The following is a 26,572-nucleotide window of genomic DNA, read 5'->3' as shown; positions in this document are numbered from 1 at the left end:
TTAAGTCTCGTCCGACTTTGCGGGCGCTTTCTTCTTCGCTGGTGCCTTCTTCTTGGCCGCAGGCTTCTTCGCCGCTGCCTTTTTGGCCGGAGCTTTCTTCTTAGCAGGAGCCTTCTTGCGGGTTTTCTTCTTCGCAGGCCCCTTAGCCGCACGCGCGTCGATCAGCTCGATGGCTTTTGCTGCTTCGATGTCCTCAGGCTTGATGTCCTTAGGGATCGTCGCGTTGGTGGTGCCATCGGTGACGTATGGGCCATAACGCCCCGGCATCACCTTGATTTCGCCCCCGCTTGTGGGGTGTTCGCCAAGCGTCTTGATCGGTTCGGCCTTCGCACGCCCACCTTTGCGGTTGGCAGCCTCAGCCAGCAGCGTCACCGCGGCATTCATGCCTGTTTCAAACACATCAATAGTGTTCTTCATATTGGCATATTTGCCATCGTGGCGCAGATACGGGCCATAGCGGCCAATCGCAGCCTCAATGTCCTTGCCGGTCTCCGGGTGCGGGCCGATAACGCGCGGCAGATCGAGCAGTTTCACCGCCCATTCGAGGTTGAAATCATCCAGATCCTTGGGGATCGAAGCGCGAGATTTCTTCTCTTCATGCTCCATCTCAACATAAGGTCCGAAACGACCACTTTTGCGATGAATTTCCGCGCCCGTTTCGGGGTGGACGCCCATAAGGCCATCATCTGATCCATCATCCCCGCCCGGCTGTGCAAAGCGGCGGGTGAATTTGCATTCGGGATAATTCTGACACGCGATAAACGCGCCGAATTTGCCGCCACGCAGCGAAAGGCGCCCGTTTTTGCGCCCTTCCGTCTCGCACAAGGGGCAATGGCGCGCATCTTTTCCATCTTCGCGCGGCGGAAAGAGGTAGTCGGAGAGATATTCGTCGAGCGCCTCGGTCACTTCCGAAGGCAGTTTTTCCATGACCTCATCGGCCTTGGGTTTGAAATCGGCCCAGAATTTCGCCAGCAGCGCCTTGTAATCTTCACGCCCGTCGGAAACCGTGTCGAGTTCATCCTCCATACCGGCCGTGAAGTCATAGGCGACATAGGTTGGGAAGAACCGCTCGAGGAAGGACGTCAAAAGCCGTCCGGATTCCTCGGCAAAGAACCGCTTGCTTTCCACCCGGACGTAGGCGCGATCGCGCAAGGTCTGGATGGTGGAGGCATAGGTCGAAGGGCGGCCAATTCCGAGCTCTTCGAGACGTTTGACCAGCGAGGCTTCGGAGAAACGCGGTGGCGGCTGAGTGAAGTGCTGGGTGGCTTCAACAGACTTTTTGGCCGGACAATCGCCTGCTTTCAAAGCGGGCAGCAGGCCATCCTCGTCCTCCTCCTTATCGTCAAAGCCTTCCTGATAGACGGCAAAGAAGCCTGGGAAGACCACAACCTGACCCGTGGCGCGCAGTTCATGCTGGCCAGTGGCGTCGAGCATGGAGACCGTGGTGCGCTCCAATTGCGCGGTTGCCATCTGGCTGGCCATGGCGCGTTTCCAGATCAGCGAGTAGAGCTTGCCCTCATCGCCGCTGCCAACGCGGTCTTTCGCGAAATTCGTGGGGCGAATGGCTTCGTGCGCTTCTTGAGCGTTCTTGGCCTTGGTCGCATAAAAGCGCGGTTTTTCAGGGCAGTATGCCGCATCATACCGATCACCGATTTCGTGGCGGCACGCAGCAATCGCGCCGCCGTCCATCTGCACGCCGTCGGTCCGCATGTAAGTGATCGCGCCTGCTTCATAGAGCCGCTGCGCCGCGCTCATGGTCTGGCTCGCGGAAAAGCCGAGCTTACGCGCGGCCTCTTGTTGCATGGTCGATGTCGTGAACGGAGGCGCTGGATTGCGTTTGAGCGGCTTTTTCTCAACGTCCTCAACCGTAAAGCGACCACCCTCGACAGCGGCCTTTGCCTCCATCGCAATGCCTTCTTGGCCAAGGCTGAGCTTTTCCAGCTTCTCGCCCTTGAAGCGCACCAGCCGGCCATCAAATTCGGTCCCGGCATGCTCCAGCTTGGCAAGCACCGACCAATATTCGTCAGGCTTGAACGCCTCAATCTCGCGCTCGCGCTCAACAATGAGGCGCAGCGCCACCGATTGCACCCGGCCAGCTGACTTTGCGCCAGGAAGCTTGCGCCACAGTACCGGCGACAATGTAAAGCCGAACAGATAGTCGAGCGCGCGGCGGCCCAAATAGGCGTCAATCAAAGGCTGATCGAGCTCGCGCGGCTTTGCCATCGCTTCGGTCACGGCCTTCTTGGTGATCGAGTTAAACGTCACCCGGTCGACTTTAGTGGGCAATGCTTTGCGCTTTTTCAGCACGTCCATCACATGCCAGCTGATCGCCTCGCCCTCGCGGTCAGGGTCGGTTGCAAGCACAAGGCGCGATGCGTCTTTGGCCGCGTCCGAGATTGCCTTGACCTGTTCGCGGTTGCGCTTGTCGGAATAAACCTCCCAGCTCATGGCGAAATCATCATCGGGCACCACGCTGCCGTCCTTAGGCGGCAGATCGCGGATGTGACCGTAGGAGGCGAGCACTTTGAAGTCGCCGCCGAGATATTTCTCAATAGTCTTCGCCTTCGCGGGCGATTCAACAATGACAAGCTGCATGAGAGAGGGTTCGTTTTCCTTACACGTGCCAAAGCACCTTACGCGTACGCGCGAGGGTGTGGCCTCGTTCGCTGCTGCGTCAAGTAGGTTTATGCAGGCCTAACGGCAAGAGCCCTCTTCGAAGGGTACCTTTGAAAACACCTTATTCGAATATGTCGGCAAGCTCTTCCTTGTTGCTCCCGAGCTGCCGGTACACGGTCACGGTAAAGCCAGCGAAGATCAACGATGACACATTCTCCAGCAGTGATGCTGACAAAGCCGTACCAAACGAGCTCAATCCGACGAGTATAAAACCGATCCCTTCCGTGATCGTCGCAAAAACAATCAAGGCGACAAACAAGATCAGCCCAGTGCCGAAGATTGACCAGCCATAGCCCTGGGTTAGCTGATTGCTTTCACCAAAGGCATCCATCGCCTTTTCTTCGCGAGTGAGCACCAGAGGCAGAACCGCGACCCAGCGCACGGCAAGGTATATGCCGGGAATAAGAAACAACACCATGCCAAAGCCAATGCCGATCCACGACAGGATCGAAATGCCAAGAAACGGGAAGATACGTTCAAAGCCGGGCGAAGGGGTCTGGCGGACCATTGCTGCTATCAACCAGTAATAGGCGACTAGACCCACCGCAAATGCCCCGATCACCGACATTACGGCAAAGGCACCTTGCGCGAGCAGTGCTTCATCAATCATCAGCCCAAAATCAAAAAATTCATTCGCGTCACCCGGATTAAAAAATCCCGCCAACGCGCCCATCGGAACCATGATCGCAAGATAAATTAGCGCTATTGCGCTGTTGGCGCGCAGCTCATCAACAGTGCCGTTGAGAAAGCTTGAAAGGCTTGCTTTGTCGTTCACGGTGTCCCCTTACGTTTTAGCCAAGCTGCTCGCGAGCTAGTCGCTCTGCAACCGGCTCACCCCGCCATCAGAATGCCGTTCTAGCTCACCTGAAAGCTCCAATTCGAGAAGGACCATATGCACGGCCGCTGCTTGAGCGCCAGATTGACGGATAAGCTCATCCACACCAATCGGAGCTTTGGTAAGGAGCCGTGCAATCGCATCTGCCTCATCCCCGCTTGGTACAGCTTCTCCCCATTCCAGCTTGCTGAGTTCCGCATAGTCAAAGTCGGACGCGTCCTCTGCCACGCGGTAGGTGGAGCGCGGCGCGCCGGTGAAGGTTTCTAGAAGTTCGATCACGTCTTCGGGGGTCGAGACAAGCACCGCCCCATCCCGGATCAGCTGGTTACATCCTTGCGAACGCGGGTCGAGCGGGGAGCCGGGGATCGCCATAACCTCGCGGCCCGCCTCTCCAGCCAGCCTTGCGGTGATGAGCGAACCGGAACGCGGCGCTGCCTCTACCACTACGGTGCCGCTGGCGAGCCCTGCGATGATGCGATTGCGACTGGGGAAGTGGCGTCCGCGCGGTTCTGTGCCGGGCGGTTGCTCCGCGATCAGCAATCCCTCGGTGGCGATCTGTTCTTGCAGTTTTGTGTGCTGGGGCGGGTAAGCAATGTCGATGCCGCTGGCGATGACGCCGATGGTCCTCGGCATAGCGCCTTCGTGCGCGGCCCCGTCTATCCCGCGTGCAAGGCCGCTGACCACTGTGAAGCCAGCTTGGGAGAGGCTCTGCGAGAATTCGCGTGCCAACTTCGTCGCCGCACCCGACGCATTGCGCGCGCCGACCATCGCGACACAAGGTTCACTCGCCAGCGACAGATCCCCGCGGCAGGTGATGATCGGAGGCGAACTGTCGATTTCGGCAAGCAGCGCCGGATAGTGATCCTGATCGTGAAAAAGATAACGCGCGCCCGCCGCGATTACGCCTTCGATCTCGCGCTCAATCCTATCCTTGGGCGCTGCACGATACGTCTTCTTCCCGCGCGATGCCATATCCGGCAGAGCCTCAATCGCAGCGACCGCATTGCCGAAACGGGCGAGCAGCTGGCGATAGGAAACCGGCCCAATATTGGGCGAGCGAAGAAGGCGAATGCGAGCGAAGGCCTCTGCCTGCGAAAGCCCCCCTGTATCGCTCACTTCTTGCCACCAATCCTCGGCTCTTCGCCTTTCATCAGGCGCCCGATGTTCTCGCGGTGGAGATAGATGATAAGCCCTGCAATCGCCGCCAGTACGGGGAAGAATTGCGGAAACCCAAACAGTGGCGCGGCCGCTGCTGCCGCCACAACCGCGCTCATCCCGGCGAGGCTGGAGATGCGGAAAATTCCGAGCATGGAAAGCCAGATCAAAGCATATGCGCCGCCAATGGCCCAGGCGAGCCCGAAGGAAACGCCTGCATTGGTCGCCACGCCCTTCCCGCCTTTGAAGCCCAGCCAAACGGGGTAGCAGTGCCCGATCACCGCGCCGCCTGCAGCAAAAGCCTTGGCGACGTCTCCAGTGTCACCGGCCCAGATGATGCCAGCTGCAAAAACAGGCGCGAAACCCTTGAGCAGGTCGAGGAGCAGCGTGCCCGCTGCAAGCCCTTTGTTACCGGTGCGCAGCACGTTGGTCGCACCGATATTGCCCGAACCGATATCGCGCACATCACCCATGCCTGCCGCCTTTGTCAGCAGCAGGCCGAAGGGAATTGATCCGCACAAATATCCGAAAACCGCGGCAAGTATTGGTTCCATGATCCACTTTCTGCCGCAGCGCGCGGCTTCCCTTTTCCAAATGCCTAAGTAATAGACCGCAGAACCTCAAGTTCGCAGACGAGAAAAAGCAATCGTTTCTGATCCCTCCTCCCCCATCCTCTTTCTCGACACTGGCGTAGGCGGCCTCAGCGTGCTCGGCGAAGTGCGCAGGGCCCTTCCCGATGCGCCGATCCTTTTCGCAGCGGACTATGCGGGCCAACCCTACGGTCAAAAGACCGAGGCTCAGGTCGCCGCGCGGGTCGCGGGTCTGCTGGGCCGGATGACGGAGCGATACCACCCCCGCCTTGCCTGTATCGCTTGCAACACGGCAAGCACAATTGCGCTCGGCATGGTACGTGAAGTTCTCGAAATCCCTATTGTAGGGACGGTCCCTGCGATCAAACCGGCGGCGGAAAACACGCGCACCGGGGTGATCGGATTGCTGGGTACTGCGGGTACAATCCGCCAACCTTACGTCGATGAGCTTGAGCGCGAATTTGCAGGTGGCACAACCCTGCTGCGCCATGCCGCCCCTGAACTTGTGGGCGAAGCGGAGACAAAGCTGCGCGGGGGTAACCCTGATCGCAAAGTGCTCGCAGCGGCTCTCGAAGCACTCACCCGAAACGATCATTCAGGCGCGCTCGATCATGTCATTCTTGGCTGCACCCACTTCCCGCTTTTGCGCGAAGAGTTGGCCGACGTGGCAGTGTTGGAGCTTGGGTGGTCTGCCGACGTTCAATTCATCGATGGCGCGGCGGGAATTGCGCGGCGAATTGCGCATCTTCTTGATGGAGAAACATTCCGGCGCAGCGGTCCGGACCGTGCGGTCACGACTGGTGATCTGGATCACTTTTTGACACTGAAACCTGTGTTAGCGACCTACGGAATCGATCAGATTGAACGATTTTAATCGCGAGCTATTCGCAAAGATCGCGGTTTTCATGCGCGGATCGCCTGCTAAATAGCGCTTGTGAAACCTTTGGGCCATTTGCGGGTTATATGGTCCGAGAAACGATGAAGATTAGACATCGCAAAGTCCGGGCAGAGTCCGGAAATGGGCCTTGCGGAGTTGGGATAAAGAACCTGTCATATGAATTACGACCAGATTTTTGATTCAGCGATTGACCGCCTTCACGAAGAAGGCCGTTACCGCGTCTTCATCGACATTATGCGCAACAAAGGCGCCTATCCCAATGCGCGGTGTTTCCACGGGCACAACGGGCCCAAGCCTATTACTGTATGGTGCTCAAACGACTACCTCGCCATGGGTCAGCATGATGTTGTCATCGGCGCGATGGAAGACGCGCTGCACGATGTGGGCGCAGGTTCGGGCGGCACACGCAATATCGGCGGTAACACGCATTACCATGTCGAGCTTGAGAAGGAACTCGCCGAGCTTCACGGCAAAGAAGGTGCACTGCTCTTCACCAGCGGTTATGTCTCGAACGATGCGACGCTTTCAACGCTTGCGAAATTGTTGCCAGGCTGTGTGATCTTCTCCGACGAATTGAACCACGCCAGCATGATCGCAGGCATTCGCAATTCCGGCTGTGAAAAGCGCGTTTTCCGCCACAACGACGTGGCGCATCTCGAAGAACTCCTCGCCGCAGAAGATCCCGAGACGCCCAAGCTGATCGCGTTTGAAAGCGTCTATTCCATGGAAGGCGATGTCGCGCCAATCCATGCGTTTTGTGACCTCGCAGAGAAATACAACGCCCTCACCTATATCGACGAAGTGCACGCGGTTGGTATGTATGGCGACCACGGCGGCGGCATTTCGGAGCGCGACAACGCCGCCCACCGTATCGACATTATCGAAGGCACTTTGGGCAAAGCGTTCGGCGTAATGGGCGGATATATCACCGCCAGCAACAAGGTGATCGACTGCGTGCGTTCCTATGCGCCCGGCTTCATTTTTACGACCTCGCTGTCGCCCGTTCTGGTCGCAGGTGTACTCGCATCGGTGAAGCACCTCAAGAAATCGAACGTGGAACGCAATGCGCAGCAGCAAGCTGCCGCAACGCTTAAGCTGAAGTTTGCAGAGGCAGGGCTGCCTGTCATGGACAGCGTAACGCACATCGTACCGCTGATGGTGGGTGATCCTGCCCGCGCCAAGAAGATCAGCGACATTCTGCTCGCCGAATACGGCGTCTATGTGCAGCCGATCAATTACCCCACCGTGCCACGCGGGACGGAGCGCCTGCGCTTTACCCCTGGCCCGCATCACACTGAAGAGATGATGAGCGAGCTTACCGATGCTCTGGTCGAAATCTGGGATCGGCTCGATATGGAGCTTGCCGAAGCGGCTTGATCCTTACCGATTTGATCGGCACACTCTTTCTTGAGGGAGGGAGAAACACATATGGCGACCACATTTGACCGGGCAAAACTGGATACCGGCGCGCTTGACATCAAGCCTGTGACGCCAGCGATTGGCGCTGAAATTCATGGCATTGATCTGGGCTCAGCGGACATCGAAGCCCGCATTCCCGAAATCCGCGCAGCGCTGCTCAAATACGGTGTGATCTTCTTTCGCGATCAGGATTTGACGCAAGAACAGCACATCGCCTTTGCAAGACATTTCGGCGATCTTGAGGTGCACCCGGCTACTCCCAAGGACCAACCCAACCCCGAAGTCCTCCGCATCGCCCATGGGCCTAAAAGCCGGGGGCAGGAGAATTACTGGCACTCCGATGTCACCTGGCGCGAGGAGCCATCGCTGGGCTCCATCCTGCTTGCACGCGAAGTGCCAGAATGCGGGGGCGACACTTGTTTTGCCAATATGCACCTTGCCTATGAGCGCCTGTCTGAACAGATGAAGCGCATGTGCGAAGGGCTCACGGCGGTCCACGATATCGCCCGAGTTTTTGCCTCGCGCATGGATAAAGCGCCCGCAGACCTCCACGAGAAGTTCCCGCCCATGCGCCATCCCGTAATCCGCACTCACCCCGAAACGGGCGAGCGGGTGGTCTATGTCAACACCGCCTTCACCAGCCACATCGAAGGCCTCTCAGCCAGAGAAAGCGCGTGGCTGCTCGACCAACTGTATAGCACTGCCAAAGATGCAGAGATCCAGTGCCGGTTCCGCTGGGAGGCGGGATCAATCGCCTTTTGGGACAACCGCGTGTGCCAGCACTTGGCCGTATCCGACTATTTCCCCGCCCGCCGTGTGATGGAACGGGTGACGATTGCGGGCGATAAGCCTTATTTCACGCCCTGAACATCGCCTCTGCCGTAACGTCCTTTGCGCAAAGGCAAAGCTGCGCTAGCTCTCACCATCAAACAGGAATCGGGAGAGCCTCACGTGGCCAATGAATACGGCGATGAAACACAAACCTTTGCGCAAGTTGTAAACGGGCGGCGCTCGATCCGGGGCTATCTGGACAAGCCTGTCCCCAAAAAGCTGCTGAAAGAAGTGCTGGCGATGGCCATGCGCTCACCCTCTTCGATGAACACACAGCCTTATCACTTCCACGTCATCACTGGAGAACCGCTCGACCGCATCCGCAAAGGCAATACCGAACGCATCCTCGCGGGCGAACCGGACTCACGCGAGTTTCGCAAGGGTCACCCCTTCGAAGGCAAGCACCGCGACCGTCAGGTCGGCTGCGCGATCCAGCTGTTCGAAGCCATGGGCATCGGCCGCGATGACAAGGAAAAACGCCAGGATTGGGTCCTGCGCGGCTTCCGCCAGTTCGATGCGCCGGTCTGCGTCATCATCACCTATGACAAAGAGCTCTCCGATGCCGATGACACCGTCTTCGACTGCGGAGCGGCCACCACGGCGCTGGTCAATGCCGCGTGGTCAAAGGGGCTGGGCTGCGTCATCAATTCACAAGGCATCATGCAAAGCCCCGTGGTGCGCGAACACGCCAATATCCCGGATGATCAGGTGATAATGAAGGCGGTGGCGCTTGGCTGGCCCGACCCTGACTTTCCGGCAAACCCTGTGAAGATCGTGAGGCGAAGTGTGGATGAAGCGGCGACGTTTGTGGGGTTTGATTGAGGCTGCTCACTCGACTGGGCTAGAAAGAGCGGCCGCTCGCTCGATATAGGGCAAAGCATCGACTAGCTCATATCCCGGCATTCGCCTGACAAAGTGCTTGAGCCAAGTCGCATGTCCGCTCCCCGCGATAACCAGCACTCTGTCACCGGGCTCAGCGATCATGTCGAGCTTCGCAAACATCTTTGCGTTTCGCATGTACCAATAGGCGTTGAGCTCTGCGCCGGGTTGCTGGTCACCATCGCCGATCCGAAGCATTGAGTAATAGACACGGTCATGCTGCGCTCCGATGATGTCTTCGCGGTTATGGTAGATGAGGGACTCGGCAACCGATTGCTGCGGAAGCTTCGCCTGTTCTTCGGCCACACTCGCCCCGAGCTCGGCAAACATCTGGCCCAATCGTTCTCCATCTCCGTTCGCTTCCGCAAAAGATTGGACGCGGCCAAACGGGAAGTAATCGGGCTCTCCCTCACCTGAACGCTCATCATAGCCGTACACAGCGCTGTGACCGAGCATTCGCGCGATACGAAAACCGATTTGAACGCTCTCATTGCGGTCGGTGGTCAGCAGCTGCGAAGTCTGCGCATAATCATCCACTTCCAAGCTAGGCAGCTCTGCCTGATTTTCCACGGCAATACGCGTGGGTTTCCACTCAGCCAAAGTATCGGCAAGGACTTGGATTTCTGTCTGCCGCCGAGGTGCCAGCATGTCGTCGACTTCCATATTGACGACATCCGCACCAGGGTTCGCGAAGTGGTAGACGCCAAGGATCATCACCTGGACGGGTTTTTCGGGCTCCGGTGTCTCCTGCGCGGCAAGAGGGCTCATCAAAGCGCCCGCCAGTGCTGCGAAGGTTGCGATTAGTCTCATCTTGGCTCTCCACGGTGACTTGCTGCAATAATACAGCAACTCGGAAGGAGTTCAACAGCCTGCTTGGAACCTACTTCTTCCAAGCCACCCGGTACAAATCAAACCGCCGATCCTTAAGGTTCTGCACCGCGCCTGATTGTCTGCTGGTAAGCAGGCTTGTCATCGATAGGTCGGCAAAGGCAACCGTCTCGGTATTGGGCGCTGTATCCGCCGCCACTCCGTCGCGTGCGAAGGGGAAATCCGACGGGGTCAGGATCGCGCTTTCGGCGTAGTGGATGTCCATGTTCTCGACGTTGGGAAGGTTGCCGACCACGCCCGACATGACAACGTAGCATTGGTTTTCGACCGCCCTCGCCTGACAGCAATAGCGGACCCGAAGATAGCCGCGCCGTTCATCAGTGCAGAACGGCACGAACAAGATCATCGCCCCCTGATCGACCAGATGCCGCGCCATTTCGGGGAATTCGCTGTCGTAGCAAATCATCACCCCGATGGGGCCGCAGTCGGTGGGGATGGCTTCCGCGCCATATCCGCCTTTAATGTTCCACCAGCGAACCTCGCTTGGCGTGGGGTGCAGCTTGTCCTGAGTGTAAACCGCGCCGCTGCGCAGGAAGACGTAGGAGATGTTGCGAATATCGCCATTTTCCATCCGCGTCGGGTGCGAACCGCCAATGATATTGATGTGATAGGAGACCGCCAGTTTCTCCATAAAGGCAACGAAGCGCTCGGTGTATTCGGCGATCTTTTCGATTGCTTTTGCAGGCTCCAGCTTTTCCTCTTCAAGCGACAGCAATTGCAAGGTGAACAGCTCGGGGAAAGTGACGAAGTCCGCGCCATAGTCGGCGGCGACATCGACGAAATATTCGACCTGTTCCTCGAATTCGGTCGGCGACGCGATCTTGCGCATCTGGAATTGGACGGTTGCAACGCGCACCGATTGGGGCAGGCGATCATGCGGGGTTTGCGATGAAAGTTTCGCCTCAGCCTGCAGCGGATTTTCCCAGTACATGTGAACGGCATGGCCGCCCGATGCCTTGTCGCTCGGCATATAGTCGGTGAGGATGCCGAGTGGGACAAAGCCTTGATTCAATTGAAAATTGATAACGGGGTCGCGAAACTCTTTTTCCATAACAGCGGCCAGATAATCGGCCGGGTCAGGAAATTTGCGCTTGCGCCGGGAGTAACCGGGAAGCCGCCCGCCAAAGACAATGCCTTTGAGCCCCAGATGCTGGCACAGCTCGCGGCGGACCTTGTAAAAGCGAAGGCCAATGCGAAGGCGGCGATAATCTGGGTCGACGCTGACTTCCATGCCGTAAAGAATCTCGCCATCAGGATCGTGGCGCGCGGCAAAGCCACCGCCGGTGATCTCTGCCCAGCTATGCGCTGCAAAGGCCGTTTTCTCGGAGATCTGGAACGTCGCGCAGTGTCCCACGATCTTGCCTTCGTATTCGGCCACCAACTGGCCGTCGGCAAAATTGTTGATCTGACCGCGCAACTCTTCAGCGGTGTAGCCTTCGTCCTTGCCGTAGATTTTGCGCGACAAGGCAGCGATGTTTCGCGCATCCCCCAGTTCCGCTTTTCTGATAACGAGCTTCGGCTTTTCCGGGTTCAGTTTCTTTGCGTTCATACGGGCTTTCTACAGCGATAATTAAGCACACGAAAGGTGTGCTCGCACTCTGCGCGTCAAAGGGCAGTTATCACCGCAAACTCACCACATTGTCCGCCTCGGGGCGCTCGCGTGAGCCGTCGAACAGGCTCATCATCGGCTCATCTGCCACAATCACAACCTGCGCATTGCCGAAGCCGTTGAAACCGGTCTTCATCGCAGCACCGTACGCGCCAAGCATACCCACTTCGATGTAGTCGCCCGCCTGAATGTCCGCTGGCAGCGCAAAGGGACCTGCCATAAAGTCGGCATCATCGCAGGTCGGGCCGTAGAAAGAGAAATCCTCAAGCGGCTCGATCAGATCATCTTCGAGCGCGGACACGGGGAAGCGCCAGCCCACATGTGCCGCATCATACAGAGCGCCGTATGCGCCATCATTGATGTAAAGCTCGTTGCCACGCCGTTTGTCGACGCTGACGATCATGCTCGAATATTCCGCACACAGCGCCCTGCCCGGCTCGCACCAAAGCTCTGCGTTATATGCGATGGGAAGCACTTCAAAGTGCTTGGCGATCAGCGCGAAGTAATCTTCGAGCGGGGGCGGCTCCATATCGGGATAGATGCTGGGGAAACCTCCGCCCACATCGATCATGTCGATCACAACGCTTGCCTCGGCAATCGCGGCGCGGGTGCGGTCCAATGCTTGCACAAAGGCAAACGGCGTCATCGCCTGGCTGCCGACGTGGAAACACACACCCAGCCAATCGCAATGCTGGCGGGCTTCTTGAAGGAGCGCCGGCGCTTCCGTCAGGTCACAGCCGAATTTGGCGGCCAGCGAGAGCTCTGCATATTCACTCGAAACCCGGATACGCACGCACAGGCGAAGGTCAGAAGCCGCCTCTCCCGTTTCCGGGTTCTTGCAAGCCTCGACGATCTTTTCGAGCTCTTCCATCGTGTCGAGGCTGAACGTGCGCACACCGTGCTGGTGATACGCCTCTGCAATGGCGCGGCGGCGCTTGATCGGGTGCATAAAGCACAGCTCGGCATCGGGAAGAGCCTTGCGCACAAGGCGCACCTCTGCAATCGAGGCGACATCGTAATGGGTCACGCCCGCTTCCCACAAAACCTGGATCAAATCAGGCGCGGGGTTTGCTTTGACAGCGTACAGCACTTTGCCGGGAAACTTCTCGACAAAGAACCGGGCAGAGCGGCGCGCTGCGTGTGGGCGGTTTAGGATGATGGGCTCGTCGGGCTCTAGGGCCCGCGCTACAGCCTTTGCGTCAGGATAAACGTACAACTCAAGGGACCCCCTTAAAACGGTTCGCAAACCGTAAGCGTTTCAACAGGGCTGCCTTGCGGTGAAGCGTATCCCTTGGGGCAGCGAGGCCGCGGCGTTTGCACAAAAACGCCGCGGCCTGCAATTAAATTCGTACTATCCCGGTAAGTTCCCGGGACAATCGGTTATTTACGAGAAAGCAACCTTCGGTGCCTGATCGACCGTCCCGCGCTCTGAATGGTCAAGCGTGTTGAAGTCGGCCTCTTTGAAACCAAGCATGCTTGCAAACAATACAGCCGGGAAAGCTTCGCGTGCTGAGTTGAACTGCGCAGCTGCTGCATTCAATGCGCGACGGGCTGCGGCCAGCTTGTCTTCAATGTCGGACAGTTCCGCTTGAAGCTCCTGAAAGTTCTCTGATGCACGCAGGTCAGGATAATCCTCACCCAGTGCAAGCAAATTGTCGAGCGCGATCTTGAGCCCTTGCTCGCTCGTGCTGTCAGGCTCACCCTTTGCGGCGGCGCTACGCGCTTTGATCACCTCTTCGAGCGTCGATTTCTCGTGGCCCGCATAACCCTTCACCGCCTCAACGAGGTTGGGGATCAGGTCGTGACGCTGACGCAGTTGTGCATCGATATCCGCGCGGCCCTGGTTCACATTCTGACGCAGGCGCACAAGTGTGTTGTAAATTGCGATGATGCCGAACACGCCAACAAACGCGATGACGAAAATCGCCGAAGTCCAGAACCAACCAAAAATATCAACCATCGTCCATTCCTCTTTTACTTTCTGAAGGTAACGTAACAGCCAATAGTTAAGAGATAGGGAATTTTAGGGACTATGCAGGCGGATGTTCAGGGATTGATGCGCGGGGAGCTCGGCAATTGGCTTGCTGAGCAGTCCGACATGCGCGGTGAAGCTCAAAAGAAAGCCTTTGACCGCTGGTTTTACGGCGCAATTGCGCTTCTGCCTCTGCTCGCGTTCCTATGGTTCGTGCCCATTTTCGGAGCCAGTCTCAAGCTGTTTGCGGCAGGCGCGGCGTGTGTCGGTGTCGCCTCTTGGGGTTATAAGCCGATCCAGGAGGCCAAGGCGACCATCAAAGTCGGCATCAACGAGGCCATCGCCCGCGATCTTGGGATTGAATACGATCCCGAAGTTGAACCCGGTGTCGAATTCCACAAGGCGCGCTCTTACGGTCTTGTCCCGAAATATGACCGCGATGAGTTCGAAGACTGCTGGTTCGGCGAACTGGGTGGTCAGGCATTCAACCTGTACGAGGCGCATCTCGAAGAGCGCAAAGGTTCAGGCAAGAACCGCCGCTGGGTCACAGTATTCCGCGGGGCGATTATCTCTGTACCGTTTGGCCGCGAATTCCGCTCTACCACGCTGCTCCAACGCAAGGGCAAGCATAACAGGTGGTTAGGCCTTGGCGGCGTCAAGGACGTGATCAATCTCGACGGTCACCGCATGCAATATGTCGATCAGGTTCACCCGCAGTTTGAAGACGTTTTCGAAGTTTTCAGCGACGATCAGGTAGAAGCGCGTGTTTTGATCCACCCATCCTATATCGAGCACCTGATTGCGCTTGAAAAAGCGTTCCACGGCAAGTCTATCCGCGCGCTTTTCGTCGACCAGCATTTGGTCGTGGTGGTCGAGAGCGAAAACATGTTCGAAAGCGGCTCGATGAAGGCCGAGGAAGACAACCGACGCGCACAGGAAACCGCAGACCAGTTTGCAGCGCTTGCCCGGCTGATTATGGCGATCAATCAGACCGAGCGCGGGAAAGCTGCGCCTATCATGACGAAACCTGAACACCCCGGCATTACGGAAGGTGTGCGCGAGGCGACCCCGCGCCGCGTTGGCGGATTTGGGCGCAAGGGGCTTTGATCAGCTCAGCCGATCACGGAAATCTTCGTATTCGAAGCGTTTGACGCATTCCAATGCGTCGGTGTCCGAATCCCAGAGGTAAATGCTGGGAAGCTGCACGCCGTTAAAGGTGTTGGTCTTCACCATCGAATAATGCGCCTGGTCGAGGAAGGCGAAGCGTGCGCCGGGCTCTGCGGGTACCGGCAGGCGATAGTCTCCGATCACGTCCCCTGCGAGGCATGACGGCCCGCCAAGGCGAATGGGGACACTGTCGTCCTGGAGCTCGCCCAGCATGGCGGGGCGGTACGGCGCTTCGAGCACGTCGGGCATGTGGCACGTGGCCGAGATATCCGCGATGCCAAAGGGTACTTCGTTGAAGCCCGTATCGAGCAGAGTGCCCACCAGAATACCGGCATCCAGCGCCACCGCTTCGCCAGGCTCCAGAATGATTTCAGCGCCCGTGTCATCGGCCGCGTCCTTCAGAAACTCAATCAGTTCATCGCGCTCATAATCGGCGCGGGTAATGTGGTGCCCGCCGCCCATATTGATCCATTTCAATTGCCCGAAATAAGGCTCAATCGCGTCGAACACCCGGTCCCATGTCTGGCGAAGCGGCTCGAATGTCTGCTCGCACAGGTTGTGGAAGTGGATGCCCTCGACGCCTTCCATATGCTCTTGCGTAAGCTGGTCGATGGGAAAGCCAAGACGCGAGCCGGGAGCGCTGGGGTCATACTTTGGCACTTCGCCGGTGGCGACCATGGGGTTCAGACGAAGGCCGACGCTCACATCGCCGCCTGTGACCGCTGCCTGATCAAGGATCAATGCAGCACGCTTCATTTGAGCGGGTGAGTTGAAGATCACATGGTCGGAGAGGCGGCAAATCTCGTCCAGTTCCTCTGGTTTGAACGCTGCGGAATAGGTCGCGATCTCGCCGTCGTAAAACTCGGACGCAAGCCGCGCTTCCCAAAGGCCGCTGGTGGAGACACCGTCGAGATATTCGCCCATGATATGAGCAACCGAGTGCATGGAGAACGCCTTGAGCGCTGCAAAGACCTTGCAGTCGGCTGCATCGCGAATGTCGGCGAGAATTTGGCAATTGGCGCGGATTTTTGCCGCATCCACGACGAACGAGGGGCTCTCGACGCGGGTAAGGTCGAATTGGGCGAATGCGCCCGGATTTCCAGCTTGGGTTTGCACTATACTGCTCTCATCTTAAAATGCTTGGGCAGATGCAGGCCTGCGTCGATCAACGCGCCCCGCATCTCGTCTGAGATGCACAATAGCCTCTCCATGATTGCTTTCTCCCGCCAAACATGCGCCCCACGGAAACCAGCCTCACGAAGCGCAAGACCTTCGATCTCCCGTTTGCTGTTGTGGAATGAGATATAATATCGGCCTTTGTCGTAGCCTCCGCTAAAAATCTCTCGATCACTGTCGTCAGGCGAAAAAGTATCGAGCCACTGACCAGTTACGAGCAAGTAGTACTGCCGTGGATAGATTTCACTCTCACCCATTCGAATTTCGAATGGGTAGAAATCATGCAAACCCGGCTCAAATCGTTCGAATATCTCTTTGACCGCATGATCGACAGCCCAAATCCTTGCGGGCAGTTTGATAATGGAGCCAAGTGCTCGAATGGGATTGATAGTCGTCACAAATCGCAGAGGTTCGTGGGGTTCAATGGGCGCGGACGGGATGCTATCTAACAATGGCCTGTTACCAGGCGCGACATGGAATTTCCCGACCACGTGACCAGCATAGTAAGGATAATCGTCATAGCCCTCCGGCAAGTCCAACAATCGCTTTTGTTCTTGCTCGGTTTGAACGTGATAATGATAGCTCAGCCTGTCGAACCATCCATCCCTACCCGTTTCGTCCGAGCCTTCTAGCTTGCAATCCAGCCCGTACTTTCCGTGCCCTGTTGGGAGGTGCATACCCCAAACCATCTCTATCTCCTTGATTTAGAGAAATGATTTAGGCTGCACACGTTAAAACCCAACCGGCCCATCAAGTTCCTTCACCTGCCACGGTAGGCCGTGCGCGTTCAGCATCTCCATAAAGGGGTCCGGATCCATCTCTTCCATGTTGAAGACGCCCTTCCCTTCCCAAGTGCCCTGCACCATCATCGCAGCGCCGATCATCGCGGGCACGCCGGTGGTGTAGCTCACCGCTTGGTTGCCGGTTTCCTCGAAGGCTGCTTCGTGAGAGCAGATGTTGTTGATGTAGAAAGTCTTTTCACCTGACCCATCGAGCGCCTCTCCGGTTGCGATGCAGCCGATGTTGGTGTTGCCCTTGGTGGTCTCGCCCAGCGTTTCAGGCTTGGGCAGAACAGCGGCGAGAAATTGCAGCGGGATGATGTCCTTGCCCTGATAGCGGATCGGCTCGATCCCGGTCATGCCAACGTTTTGGAGCACGGTGAGGTGTTTGATATACTCATCGCCAAAGGTCATCCAGAAGCGCGCGCGCTCCATTTCCGGGTTGAATTTGGCAAGGCTTTCAAGCTCTTCGTGATACATGAGGTAGGCGTTCTTGGGGCCCACCGCCTCAAAGTCGAACTCGGTTGAGACCTGCATCGCAGGTGTTTCCACCCAATCGCCGTTTTCCCAATGACGCGCAGGAGCAGTCACTTCGCGGATGTTGATTTCCGGATTGAAGTTGGTCGCAAACGCCTGTCCGTGGTCGCCGCCGTTGCAGTCCAAGATGTCCAGCGTGCGGATCGTCTTGAGCTTATGCTTTTTCAGCCACATGGTGAAAACGCTGGTTACGCCCGGGTCAAACCCGCTGCCGAGCAGTGCCATCAGGCCTGCCTCTTTGAAACGGTCGTGATAGGCCCATTGCCATTTATACTCGAACTTCGCCTCATCCTTGGGCTCGTAATTGGCCGTGTCGAGGTAGTGCGCGCCTGCCTCAAGACACGCATCCATGATCGGCAAATCCTGATAAGGCAGCGCCAGGTTCACAACATGGGTCGCGCCCAGACGTTTGATCAGGTTCACCATTGCCGGCACTTCTTCTGCGTCGATCTCGTAAGTCGGAACATCGACGCCGGTGCGTTCCTTCACGCTAGCGGCAATCGCATCGCACTTTGACTGGGTGCGGCTGGCTAGATGGATTTCGGGGAAAATCTCGACGTTCATCGCCATTTTGTGGACACAGACCGAGCTAACGCCCCCTGCCCCGATCACCAGCACCTTTGACATATTCACGAACCTTTCAAATTCGAATCTTGCGCGTCCTTTAGTGTAATGCGCTAAGGCGCACAAATGATCCGAACACCTACAAATGATGGCGTCATCGCCGCCGCACGCAGCATTGCAGACATTTTGCCCTCAACCCCGCTATTGCCGGTCGAGATTGGCGGCGTGCGCGCGCATATCAAGGCCGAGAACCTTCAACCTATCGGCGCATTCAAAATCCGCGGGGGATGGTGGCGCTTGTCCAATCTTTCGCCCGACGAACGCCAGCAAGGCGTGGTCGCAGTCTCTTCGGGGAACCACGCGCAAGGCGTTGCCTGGGCGGCCAGGCGGCTGGGCATAAAAGCGACCATTGTCATGCCGAGCGATGCTCCGCAGGTGAAGCTCGCCAATACCAAAGCGCTGGGAGCAGAGGTCGTTCTTTATCGACGCGCCCCAAAGGAAGAGGGAGGCGAAGACCGCGATGAAGTCGCTGCAAAACTCATCAAGGAGCGCGGCGGAACGCTGGTCCACGCCTTTGGTGACCCGTGGGTAATCGAGGGGCAAGGCTCAGCCGGGATTGAAGCGGTGCAACAGATTGGTTGCGTCCCGTCGCGCTTTATCGCGTGCTGCGGCGGAGGCGGGCTTGCAGCGGGGCTTGCGCTTTCATGCCCTGATGCAGCAGTTCATGTGGTGGAGCCCGAAGGATGGGACATGGTCGGACAGGCGATGCGCTCAGGCGAAATTGTTCATGCGAGCGCGAATGCACCAAAGACGATCTGCGATGCGCTCCAGCCAACGGCCACAAAAGCACTCAACCTTGGCCTTCTGAAAGGACGAGCGGAAGCAGGCGTCACGGTCACCGATGACGAAGTGCGAGAGGCCCAGCGCTGGGCCTTTGCCAACCTTCGGATGGTGGTTGAACCCGGCGGCGCAGCGGCTCTTGCAGCCGCGCTCTCTGGCAAAGTGCCGGTCGATGAAGGCACGATCATCATGATCACAGGAGGCAATGCCGACCCGGCTGCTTTCGCCAAAACAATCGATCAGGAGACTTGATAGGTGACAATCGGGTGTGAACGCTGGTCGAGCGGGCTGACGGGTTTGACAATCACCCACGCCTCACACAGGAATATGATCAAAACAGGGTAGAGGGATCGTTTCTATGCAAGCTCAAATGCTGGCGCCTGCCGCCGTTTTGGTGGTTTGGACACTCATCGTCATGTTGTGGATCATTCCGTCGCGCTTTGGCGCCATTGGAAAGCTGGAGGACAAATCAGCGCTTGCCGGCAAAGAAGGGGTTCGCGGTCAGGATTTGGAAGGGGTTCTCCCGGACAAAGCCAATTGGCCCGCCCACAACCACACGCACCTGCATGAACAGCCCACGCTGTTTTATGCAGTGAGCGCAATCCTTGCGATTGTGGGGGCAGGAGCGATTGATGTGACGCTCGCGTGGGTCTATGTCGCTTTGCGCATTATGCATTCGCTTTGGCAGATCCTGATCAACAAGATCCCGGCGCGCTTTGTGCTGTTTCTTGGAAGCTCGATTGTGCTGATCGTTTTGGCCATACGCGCGGTGATGGCAACCGCGTTTGCTGACCCAAGCCTAGCCCCGCAATAACAAAGAACCAAAGAACCAAAGGACCAATTATGATTGGCATGGAAATTCTCGCCCCAGCGGTCGCGCTGATGATTTGGACGATGGTGATGTGGGCATGGATGTATGCAACGCGCATCCCCGCGATGAGCAAATCGCCCGATATCGAAGCGCCAAGCAAGCTGGTGGGCTCAACCGGTGCTGGCCTTCGCGAAAAGCTGCCCGAAACCGTCAATTGGAAGGCCGACAATTACAACCACCTGCACGAAGCGCCCACAGTGTTCTATGCTGTTGCGATTGTGCTCGCGATCCTTGGTCAGGGTGACGGGATGAACGCGTTTCTGGCGTGGATTTATACCGGTCTGCGCATTGCTCACAGCCTGGTGCAGGTGACCGCGAACCGTGTGATGGTGCGGTTCGTGCTGTTTGCATTGTCGAGCGTGGTGCTGATTGTGCTGATCGCAAAGGCAGCGATGATCGTCTTCGTTTAAGAGGCGCTGGGGGCGGCCGGAAAGCCGCCCTCACCCATTACTCTGCGGCTTCGCGCGCATCTTCCATCGTTGCAAGGAAGCGTTCCGCATCGAGCGCTGCCATACAGCCCATGCCAGCAGCCGTGACCGCCTGGCGGTAAACGCTGTCCGTCACGTCGCCTGCTGCAAACACGCCGGGAATGGCGGTTTTCGGAGTGCCGGGTTCGACCTGAAGATATTTGCCCGAATGCATCGGAAGCTTGCCTTCAAACAATTCAGTCGCTGGCGCATGGCCGATCGCGACGAAGGCTCCGTCGACTTCGAGGGTTGAGGTCTCGCCTGTCACAGTATCGCGCAAGTTAAGGTGCCCGAGGGTGCCGTCTTCGCCCGCTTCAAAGCTCTCGACCGTCTTGTTCCACATGACGTTGATTTTGTCGGATTTGAACACGCGTTCCTGAAGGATCTTCTCGGCGCGGAATTCATCGCGGCGGTGAATGATGGTAACATCGTCCGAGTGGTTGGTAAGATACAGCGCCTCTTCAACCGCAGTGTTGCCGCCGCCGATGACCGCAACCTTTTTGCCGCGATAGAAAAAGCCGTCGCAGGTTGCACAGGCCGATACACCCTTGCCGCCCAGCGCCTCTTCACCCGGCACGCCTAGCCATTTCGCCTGAGCACCGGTTGCGATCACAATGGTGTCGGCGATATATTCATCACCGCTATCGGCAACCGCGCGAAAAGGTGAGCCGTTTTCAAGGTCCACTTCGGTGATGATGTCATACATCATGCGCGTGCCAACACTTTCGGCCTGCGCTTTCATCTCTTCCATCATCCACGGGCCCTGAACCACATCGCGGTAGCCAGGATAGTTTTCAACATCGGTTGTGATGGTCAGCTGACCACCGGGTTGAAGACCCTGAACCACGATCGGTTCAAGCATGGCCCGCGCTGCGTAAATCGCGGCGGAATAGCCAGCAGGGCCCGAACCGATGATGAGCATCTTTGTGCGATGAGTAGCCATATGTCGTCTCTTAAAGTTGTATCTTGGTTGATGCAGATATGGGGAGGAAGCGGGCCGATGTCACGCCAGCAGACGCTCTCTAAGGCGAGCTTTCCTTGTGCCATCCACACCTAATGTTTGTGCCAGATAATTATCGATAGAACCGTGGTCGCGGGTGACCTCTTTCCAATAGGTCCCGATATACTCCTCGCGAACCCCCATAAGGTTGCGGATCGCCTCGGGTTCAATCTCGCCATAGTGCGCTTTCATGCGGGGAAGCGATTGGTTCTCGAGGATGTGCTGTGTCGGCGCGTCATTGGTGAGCATAAACTCTGTCACGATATCATCGTAATGCACGCCAAGCACATGCAGGAGCAGGCTTGCACCAACCCCGGTGCGGTCCTTTCCGGCAAAGCAATGGATAAGGTTTGCGCCATCACGTGTCTCCAACGCTTTGAAATAGCGTGAAAACATATCGATCATCGCAGGGTTCACCGGCATGCGAGTGTAAACCGCAAGCATCCGCTGTCGCCCCTTTTCGGCGGTCATATCCGTTTTGTCGCTGCCCCCTTCATGGGGAGGAGAGCTGGCTGTCTCGCCGTCGAACGCGATCACATCTGCGGCAAAGTCGGGATGACGCGAACAGGGAAAAGTCGATCTCTCGCTTTCCCCGCGAAAGTCGACAATCGTGCGAATATCGAGGCTTTGGACAAGTTCGAGGTCGGTTTCGCTCGCGTCCCTATGCTGGCCCGACCGGTAGAGCAGCCCTTTGCGCACCTTTGCCCCGTCAGCGCCCTGATAGCCGCCATAATCGCGCAGATTGTGGATGCCATCGGTGGTCAGGAAGGGTTCTGGAAAAGGTTCGCGAATCATAGCGTCACGCTCTGACAGCGCGCTTGGCTCGCGGCAAGTCAGTCTGTCGCACAACCTTAGGTAGCAGTTCGGAGCCCCTGCCAAACGCCTCGTTTGCAGGCGGCGCTCTATTGGGAGAGCCTGAAAATGCGCCCTTCCCTCTAACTGGTATCAACAACATGTCTTTTATCCTTATTGCCGACGACGACGAACTGATCGCAGAACTCGCAAGCCAGGCCCTGATCGATGCAGGCCATGCTTGTGGCTGGGTGACGAGCGCGGAGGACTGTTGGACACTGCTTCAAACAAGGCGTCCAGATGCGCTTCTGCTTGATCAGGATATGCCCGGGATGAGCGGCCTGTCGATGCTGCGCAAACTGCGGCAAAGCGCGCAATTCTATGATCTTCCGGTCCTGATGTTCACCGCGATGAGCGGCGTTCAGGACGAAACGCAGGCGATCTATGCAGGCGCGCAAGGGTTTATTCGCAAGCCCTTCGACCCAAGAGGCCTGACCAACCGTGTCCAGCGTGTACTTGCAAAACGAACGGGTCGGCCGCGTCACAAGGACTTACAGACCTACCTTGAACAAAGCGCAGGCATCACAAACGATATCGCGGGCCCAAGGCGCGTTCTTTAGACGCTATCCCTCGGCCAGATCGTTGCAAAAATTCGTTGTCCATTCACGCACATTGTCATCGCGGATCGTCGATATCATCGCCTGATAACGGCTCTTGCGCTCCTCCAATGGCATATCAAGCGCCTTGCCGATTGCCATGGCCAGCGCATCGGGGCTGTGCGGGTTGACGAGCAGAGCGCCTTTGCCATCGCAGTCCAGTTGATACGCAGCACCGGCAAAATCGGACAGCACCAGAACGCCGGGATCCCCGGGGTCTTGCGCTGCGACATATTCCTTTGCGACCAAGTTCATTCCATCGCGCAAGGGTGTCACGCAGCCGATTTTGGCCGCGCGGAAAAAACCGAACAGCTCGGCATGGGAATAACCCCTGTTGACATAGCGGATGGGCACAAGGTCAACCTCGGAGCGCGCGCCGTTGATCTGCCCGGTTTTTTGTTCAAGCAGCCCGCGGATTTCCTGATAGCTTTGCACATCTTCGCGGCTCGGCGGGGCGATCTGGATAAAGACTAGATCGCGCACAAGCTCAGGGTGTTCGTCGAAGAAGCGGCCTATGCCGTCGATCCGTTCGGGCAGGCCTTTGGAATAATCGAGGCGGTCCACCCCGATCATGCCCGTCCGGCCGCGGATAGAGGCAAGGAAGCGCTTTTCTGCATCTTTCGCTTCGGGCTTGGCACCCTCGGCCTGAAAATGCTCCCAATCGATCCCGATCGGATAGGCGCGCGCCGTGGTTGTGCGGCCTTCGTGAGTGATCTTGCCCGTCTCGTGGTCAACCTTCGCGCCAAGCTCGTTTTCGCAATAATGCACAAAGCTGGACAGCCATTCGGGCGTCTGAAAGCCGATCAGATCATAGGACAGCATGGTCTTGACCAACCGCTCATGGAACGGGAGCGAGGTGAGCAATCGTGTGGGCGGCCACGGTGTGTGAAGGAAGAAGCCGATCCGGTTCTTGACCCCGCGCGAACGCAGGCGTTCACCCAGCGGGATCAGATGGTAATCGTGGACCCACACAAGGTCCTCTTCCTCGATCAGCGGCATCACGCTTTCCGCAAAGCGATCATTTACCCGTTCATAGCTTTCGCCGGTCTTGTTCTCGAAACGCGCCAAATCAATCCGGTAATGGAAAAGCGGCCAAAGCGTCGAATTCGCGTAGCCGTTGTAGTATTCGTCCAGCTCCTGCTTGGAGAGATCAATGGTGGCTGTGGTCACTCCATCGGTTCGCTGGAGGTCCATATTGCCGGTCCGATCGTCGCTTTCCTGACCTGACCATCCGAACCAAACGCCGCCGCGATCTTTAAGCGCTGCGTTAAGCGCGCCTGCAAGTCCACCTTGCGCACCGACAACGCCGCGCGCCTTTGGCACGGCAACACGGTTCGAGATGACGACTAGACGGCTTATCGCACTTCACTCCACGGCTTGGACAAGAGCCCGGCGCAGTTGATTACTCCAACCAAGGAATAAGTTTGCGGGAAGTTCCCCCAAAGTTCGCCGGTCTCATAGTCGAGGTCTTCGCTAAGCAAGCCGGATTTCGTGGTGTGACTGAGCATGGTTTCAAACAAGGTTCGCGCCTCGTCGCTGCGGCCTGCAAGATGCAATGCCTCAATCAGCCAGAATGTGCACACATTAAAAGCCGTCTCTGGCGCGCCGAAGTCGTCTTCGGCCGCATATCTCAGCATATGGTCGCCGCGCCGCAGGTGTTCTTCGACGGCGGCAAAGGTGTGCTTGAAACGCTCGTTATCAGGCGACAGGAACCGCAGCTCCACCATTTGGAGGAGCGATGCATCCAGATAATCGCTTTCAAAGCTGGCCCCGTAATGACCGCCCTCGCCGCTGCTATCCGGCTTCCATGCTTTTTCTTCGATGGTCGCTGCAATCTTGTCGGCGCGCTCTCGCCAGAGCCATGCACGGTCCGGCTTTTGCAGATGTTCTGCGACATTGGCGAGGCGATCACATGCCGCCCAGCTCATCACAGCAGAATAAGTGTGCACCTCTTCGCGCGTCCGGAATTCCCAGAGGCCGGCGTCGGGCTGGTCGTGCATGTTCCACGCCATTTCGCCAACCTCTTCAAGGCTTGCAAAATCGGCATCATCGGCAGGACGCATCAGGCGCTTGTCAAAGAAGCCTTGCGCGCTTGGCAGGACGATCTGGCCATAACAATCGTGCTGGATTTGTTTGTAGGCGGCATTCCCGCGCCTGACCGGCCCCATCCCGCGATAACCCGCCAGATAGCTGGCCGTGGTCTCATTCAACTCGCTTTGACCCATCACGGAATAAAGCGGCTGAATCTGCCCCCCGCGCGCGCCATCGACGATGTTGCGCAGGTATCCCAGATACTTCTCCATCACATCGAGCGCACCCAACCGGTTAAGCGCCTGGATGGTATAATAGCTGTCCCTGATCCAGCAGTAGCGGTAATCCCAATTGCGCTCTGAATGGGCAGCTTCCGGAATCGAGGTGGTAAGCGCGGCCACAATCGCGCCTGTTTCTTCGTGCTGGCAAAGTTTGAGCGTTATCGCGCAGCGGATCACCTCTTCCTGCCATTCGAGCGGGATAGAGAGCCCTCTGACCCAGCGTTGCCAATATTTGCGTGTCGCCTGCTCCATCGAACGGACCGTTTCGCGCAAGTTTCCAACGAAGGGTTCATCCGGGCCGAGGAAGAAATGTGTGTCTTCCTCAATCCGGAAGGTGCGCCCTTCCATGATATAGCCGACCGGCGCATCAGTGGAGAGGCGCAGCGCATGCTCGCCTGCAAGATAGCGGATATGGTTCGTACCGCTCGTCGTTTCAGCGAGGCCCGCACCGTAATTCTTGGTGGGTTTAAGGACCACTTTGATCCGCGGATGCCCTTTGATCGGGCGAACAATCCGGGCGTAGGAAACGGGCCGATACATCCGGCCTGAGCTTTCATAACGCGGCGCAAAATCGAGGATTTCGACCGCGGTCCCGTTATCGGCTTCCAATGTCGTCACAAGGATCGGCGTGTTGCGGATGTATTCCTGGTGCGCGCTGACCTGCCCTTCGAGTTCAAAGCGCCAGATGCCTGCCTCTCGCTGATCCCCGTTAAGCAGGGCCGAGAACACCGGATCCCCGTCAACCCGCGGGACACAGCCCCACACGATCGCGCCCGTATCGTCAATCAGGCCGGACACCTGACAATTGCCAATTGGCCATAACTCCAGATTTGAAGTGTGCGACAAGCGTTAAATCTCCAACCAGTTGTGGACGCAAGATACGTCGTAAAGGCGATAGCGCGCGCAAGTTTCCTCGCGCTCGCCGACAAGAATACCGGCCCCGCCAAGGGCCTCGCACGCGGCAAAGCCTCCCTCATCGGTCAGGTCATCGCCGATGAAAATTGGCCGCGCGCCTTTGAACGGGGGTGTCTGCATAAAGGTGCGCACCGCGCTTCCCTTGTCGCCGCCGCCCGACACGATCTCGATCACACATTTGCCACCTTGCGCGGTCCAACCGTGTTTTGCTGCGAGACCATTGGCAAAGGCAACCGCCCGCTCTTCCATCGCCGGATTGCTCCGGTAATGAAGTGCGCCGCCATGGGCCTTGTGCTCGTAATCAACGCTATTCTCGGCCGCAAAGCCTCTTAGCGCCGTTTCGATTTCCGGAGGCAGGTGCTTCGCCGCCTCACCCAAAACCTCGCCTGAAGCGCTGCGAATGTCTGTCCCGTGCGACCCGGCAATCGCAATGCCAACGGGTCCAAGGTGGCGCTCGATATCGGCAATCGAACGCCCGCTGATCAGGGCGCATCGCCCTTCGATGCGGACCGCCAGGCGGGCCAGTCGCTCTGCCAATTGGGCAATGGGTGAAATCGCGTCTGGCCCCTCGGCAAGCTCAACCAGAGTGCCGTCGAAATCGAGGAACAGGGCCAATGCCGTCTCTTGTGAAAAAGTGGCAAACGCCGGAGGCGCGCCCGGAGCGATTGGGGAGTGCATGTTCCCAAGGTGTAGTGGAAAGCTTCAAGTGGTCAATGCCTTTGCTGCACCGCAGCAATACGCATT

At 57.6% G+C, this 26,572-nt stretch carries 25 protein-coding genes; 9 read left to right on the top strand and 16 right to left on the bottom strand.

Annotation, left to right across the window (positions count from 1 at the left end):
• From topA to plsY, 4 genes are all read right to left on the bottom strand, one after another.
• Nucleotides 1-2,595: a type I DNA topoisomerase gene (gene topA / locus AC0V6Q_RS02905; RefSeq protein ID WP_486166926.1), complete on the bottom strand. Its 2,595-nt coding sequence runs from the start codon at nt 2,593-2,595 to the stop codon at nt 1-3.
• A gap of 142 nt (nt 2,596-2,737) precedes the next feature.
• The gene (locus AC0V6Q_RS02900; protein ID WP_486166925.1) at nt 2,738-3,451 is read right to left on the bottom strand and encodes a glycerophosphoryl diester phosphodiesterase membrane domain-containing protein; all 714 of its coding nucleotides are present in this window, start codon (nt 3,449-3,451) and stop codon (nt 2,738-2,740) included.
• A 36-nt stretch (nt 3,452-3,487) separates the two neighbouring features.
• A complete protein-coding gene (gene dprA / locus AC0V6Q_RS02895) occupies nt 3,488-4,627 on the bottom strand; it encodes a DNA-processing protein DprA (RefSeq protein WP_486166924.1) in 1,140 nt (379 codons plus the stop codon).
• Nucleotides 4,624-5,220 (bottom strand): glycerol-3-phosphate 1-O-acyltransferase PlsY, encoded by a 597-nt coding sequence (gene plsY, locus AC0V6Q_RS02890; protein ID WP_486166923.1) that lies wholly within the window; start codon nt 5,218-5,220, stop codon nt 4,624-4,626. Before plsY ends, dprA begins: the two co-directional genes overlap by 4 nt.
• A gap of 91 nt (nt 5,221-5,311) precedes the next feature.
• Between plsY and murI the strand changes: the two genes are divergently transcribed.
• The 4 genes from murI (at nt 5,312) to AC0V6Q_RS02870 (ending at nt 9,226) form a co-directional block, all read left to right on the top strand.
• Complete coding sequence (gene murI / locus AC0V6Q_RS02885) at nt 5,312-6,130, top strand: glutamate racemase (RefSeq protein WP_486169236.1); 819 nt, start codon at nt 5,312-5,314, stop codon at nt 6,128-6,130.
• Nucleotides 6,131-6,310: 180 nt separating this feature from the next.
• Entirely contained in the window at nt 6,311-7,531 is a 1,221-nt protein-coding gene (hemA, locus tag AC0V6Q_RS02880) for a 5-aminolevulinate synthase (RefSeq protein WP_486166922.1), read from the top strand.
• A 51-nt stretch (nt 7,532-7,582) separates the two neighbouring features.
• Nucleotides 7,583-8,440 (top strand): TauD/TfdA dioxygenase family protein, encoded by an 858-nt coding sequence (locus AC0V6Q_RS02875; RefSeq protein ID WP_486166921.1) that lies wholly within the window; start codon nt 7,583-7,585, stop codon nt 8,438-8,440.
• A gap of 84 nt (nt 8,441-8,524) precedes the next feature.
• Nucleotides 8,525-9,226, top strand: coding sequence for a nitroreductase (locus AC0V6Q_RS02870; protein WP_486166920.1), 702 nt, complete (start codon nt 8,525-8,527; stop codon nt 9,224-9,226).
• 6 nt (nt 9,227-9,232) lie between these two features.
• On the opposite strand, the gene AC0V6Q_RS02865 is transcribed toward AC0V6Q_RS02870, so the two are convergent.
• The 4 genes from AC0V6Q_RS02865 to AC0V6Q_RS02850 form a co-directional block, all read right to left on the bottom strand.
• Nucleotides 9,233-10,093 (bottom strand): DUF5694 domain-containing protein, encoded by an 861-nt coding sequence (locus AC0V6Q_RS02865; protein WP_486166919.1) that lies wholly within the window; start codon nt 10,091-10,093, stop codon nt 9,233-9,235.
• 70 nt (nt 10,094-10,163) lie between these two features.
• On the bottom strand, nt 10,164-11,720 hold the full coding sequence (locus AC0V6Q_RS02860) for a nitrilase-related carbon-nitrogen hydrolase (protein WP_486166918.1): 1,557 nt from the start codon (nt 11,718-11,720) through the stop codon (nt 10,164-10,166).
• 70 nt (nt 11,721-11,790) lie between these two features.
• Nucleotides 11,791-12,996: a type III PLP-dependent enzyme gene (locus AC0V6Q_RS02855; protein WP_486166917.1), complete on the bottom strand. Its 1,206-nt coding sequence runs from the start codon at nt 12,994-12,996 to the stop codon at nt 11,791-11,793.
• A 168-nt stretch (nt 12,997-13,164) separates the two neighbouring features.
• Nucleotides 13,165-13,740, bottom strand: a complete 576-nt coding sequence (locus tag AC0V6Q_RS02850) for a LemA family protein (protein WP_486166916.1) — start codon at nt 13,738-13,740, stop codon at nt 13,165-13,167.
• A gap of 72 nt (nt 13,741-13,812) precedes the next feature.
• On the opposite strand from AC0V6Q_RS02850, the gene AC0V6Q_RS02845 reads away from it, so the two are divergent.
• On the top strand, nt 13,813-14,859 hold the full coding sequence (locus tag AC0V6Q_RS02845) for a DUF3137 domain-containing protein (RefSeq protein ID WP_486166915.1): 1,047 nt from the start codon (nt 13,813-13,815) through the stop codon (nt 14,857-14,859).
• Here the strand turns inward: AC0V6Q_RS02845 and AC0V6Q_RS02840 are convergent, their stop codons facing one another.
• From AC0V6Q_RS02840 to AC0V6Q_RS02830, 3 genes are read right to left on the bottom strand one after another with little or no spacing between them, the layout of a single operon-like run.
• Nucleotides 14,860-16,035, bottom strand: coding sequence for a carboxynorspermidine decarboxylase (locus AC0V6Q_RS02840; protein ID WP_486166914.1), 1,176 nt, complete (start codon nt 16,033-16,035; stop codon nt 14,860-14,862).
• The gene (locus tag AC0V6Q_RS02835) at nt 16,035-16,784 is read right to left on the bottom strand and encodes an imm11 family protein (RefSeq protein ID WP_486166913.1); all 750 of its coding nucleotides are present in this window, start codon (nt 16,782-16,784) and stop codon (nt 16,035-16,037) included. The genes AC0V6Q_RS02840 and AC0V6Q_RS02835 overlap by 1 nt, the downstream gene beginning before the upstream one ends.
• Before the next feature lie 42 nt (nt 16,785-16,826).
• Nucleotides 16,827-18,038, bottom strand: a complete 1,212-nt coding sequence (locus tag AC0V6Q_RS02830) for a saccharopine dehydrogenase family protein (protein WP_486166912.1) — start codon at nt 18,036-18,038, stop codon at nt 16,827-16,829.
• Nucleotides 18,039-18,101: 63 nt separating this feature from the next.
• Here AC0V6Q_RS02830 and AC0V6Q_RS02825 point away from each other — a divergent pair, with 63 nt between their 5' ends.
• The 3 genes from AC0V6Q_RS02825 to AC0V6Q_RS02815 all read left to right on the top strand — a co-directional run bounded on the left by AC0V6Q_RS02825 (nt 18,102) and on the right by AC0V6Q_RS02815 (nt 20,096).
• A complete protein-coding gene (locus AC0V6Q_RS02825; protein ID WP_486166911.1) occupies nt 18,102-19,067 on the top strand; it encodes a threonine ammonia-lyase in 966 nt (321 codons plus the stop codon).
• Nucleotides 19,068-19,173: 106 nt separating this feature from the next.
• Nucleotides 19,174-19,629: an MAPEG family protein gene (locus tag AC0V6Q_RS02820; protein ID WP_486166910.1), complete on the top strand. Its 456-nt coding sequence runs from the start codon at nt 19,174-19,176 to the stop codon at nt 19,627-19,629.
• A 29-nt stretch (nt 19,630-19,658) separates the two neighbouring features.
• Nucleotides 19,659-20,096, top strand: coding sequence for an MAPEG family protein (locus AC0V6Q_RS02815; RefSeq protein WP_486166909.1), 438 nt, complete (start codon nt 19,659-19,661; stop codon nt 20,094-20,096).
• A gap of 37 nt (nt 20,097-20,133) precedes the next feature.
• Here the strand turns inward: AC0V6Q_RS02815 and trxB are convergent, their stop codons facing one another.
• Nucleotides 20,134-21,096: a thioredoxin-disulfide reductase gene (trxB, locus tag AC0V6Q_RS02810; RefSeq protein ID WP_486166908.1), complete on the bottom strand. Its 963-nt coding sequence runs from the start codon at nt 21,094-21,096 to the stop codon at nt 20,134-20,136.
• Between the two features lie 60 nt (nt 21,097-21,156).
• Complete coding sequence (locus tag AC0V6Q_RS02805) at nt 21,157-21,948, bottom strand: tyrosine-protein phosphatase (protein ID WP_486166907.1); 792 nt, start codon at nt 21,946-21,948, stop codon at nt 21,157-21,159.
• A 158-nt stretch (nt 21,949-22,106) separates the two neighbouring features.
• On the opposite strand from AC0V6Q_RS02805, the gene AC0V6Q_RS02800 reads away from it, so the two are divergent.
• Nucleotides 22,107-22,565 carry a response regulator gene (locus AC0V6Q_RS02800; RefSeq protein ID WP_486166906.1) on the top strand — a complete coding sequence of 153 codons (459 nt, stop codon included), beginning with the start codon at nt 22,107-22,109 and terminating at the stop codon, nt 22,563-22,565.
• A 3-nt stretch (nt 22,566-22,568) separates the two neighbouring features.
• On the opposite strand, the gene AC0V6Q_RS02795 is transcribed toward AC0V6Q_RS02800, so the two are convergent.
• Genes AC0V6Q_RS02795 through otsB form a run of 3 tightly spaced genes read right to left on the bottom strand, consistent with a single transcriptional unit; the run spans nt 22,569 to nt 26,506 of the window.
• A complete protein-coding gene (locus tag AC0V6Q_RS02795) occupies nt 22,569-23,960 on the bottom strand; it encodes an alpha,alpha-trehalose-phosphate synthase (UDP-forming) (RefSeq protein ID WP_486169235.1) in 1,392 nt (463 codons plus the stop codon).
• Nucleotides 23,957-25,759 carry a glycoside hydrolase family 15 protein gene (locus AC0V6Q_RS02790; protein ID WP_486166905.1) on the bottom strand — a complete coding sequence of 601 codons (1,803 nt, stop codon included), beginning with the start codon at nt 25,757-25,759 and terminating at the stop codon, nt 23,957-23,959. The genes AC0V6Q_RS02795 and AC0V6Q_RS02790 overlap by 4 nt, the downstream gene beginning before the upstream one ends.
• Before the next feature lie 3 nt (nt 25,760-25,762).
• Nucleotides 25,763-26,506 (bottom strand): trehalose-phosphatase, encoded by a 744-nt coding sequence (gene otsB / locus AC0V6Q_RS02785; protein WP_486166904.1) that lies wholly within the window; start codon nt 26,504-26,506, stop codon nt 25,763-25,765.
• Nucleotides 26,507-26,572: the final 66 nt, after the last annotated feature.

Source organism: Erythrobacter sp. S227, assembly GCF_057364925.1.
The sequence above is the reverse complement of the archived record's forward strand: the minus strand, read 5'-3'. Positions and strand labels throughout refer to the sequence as shown.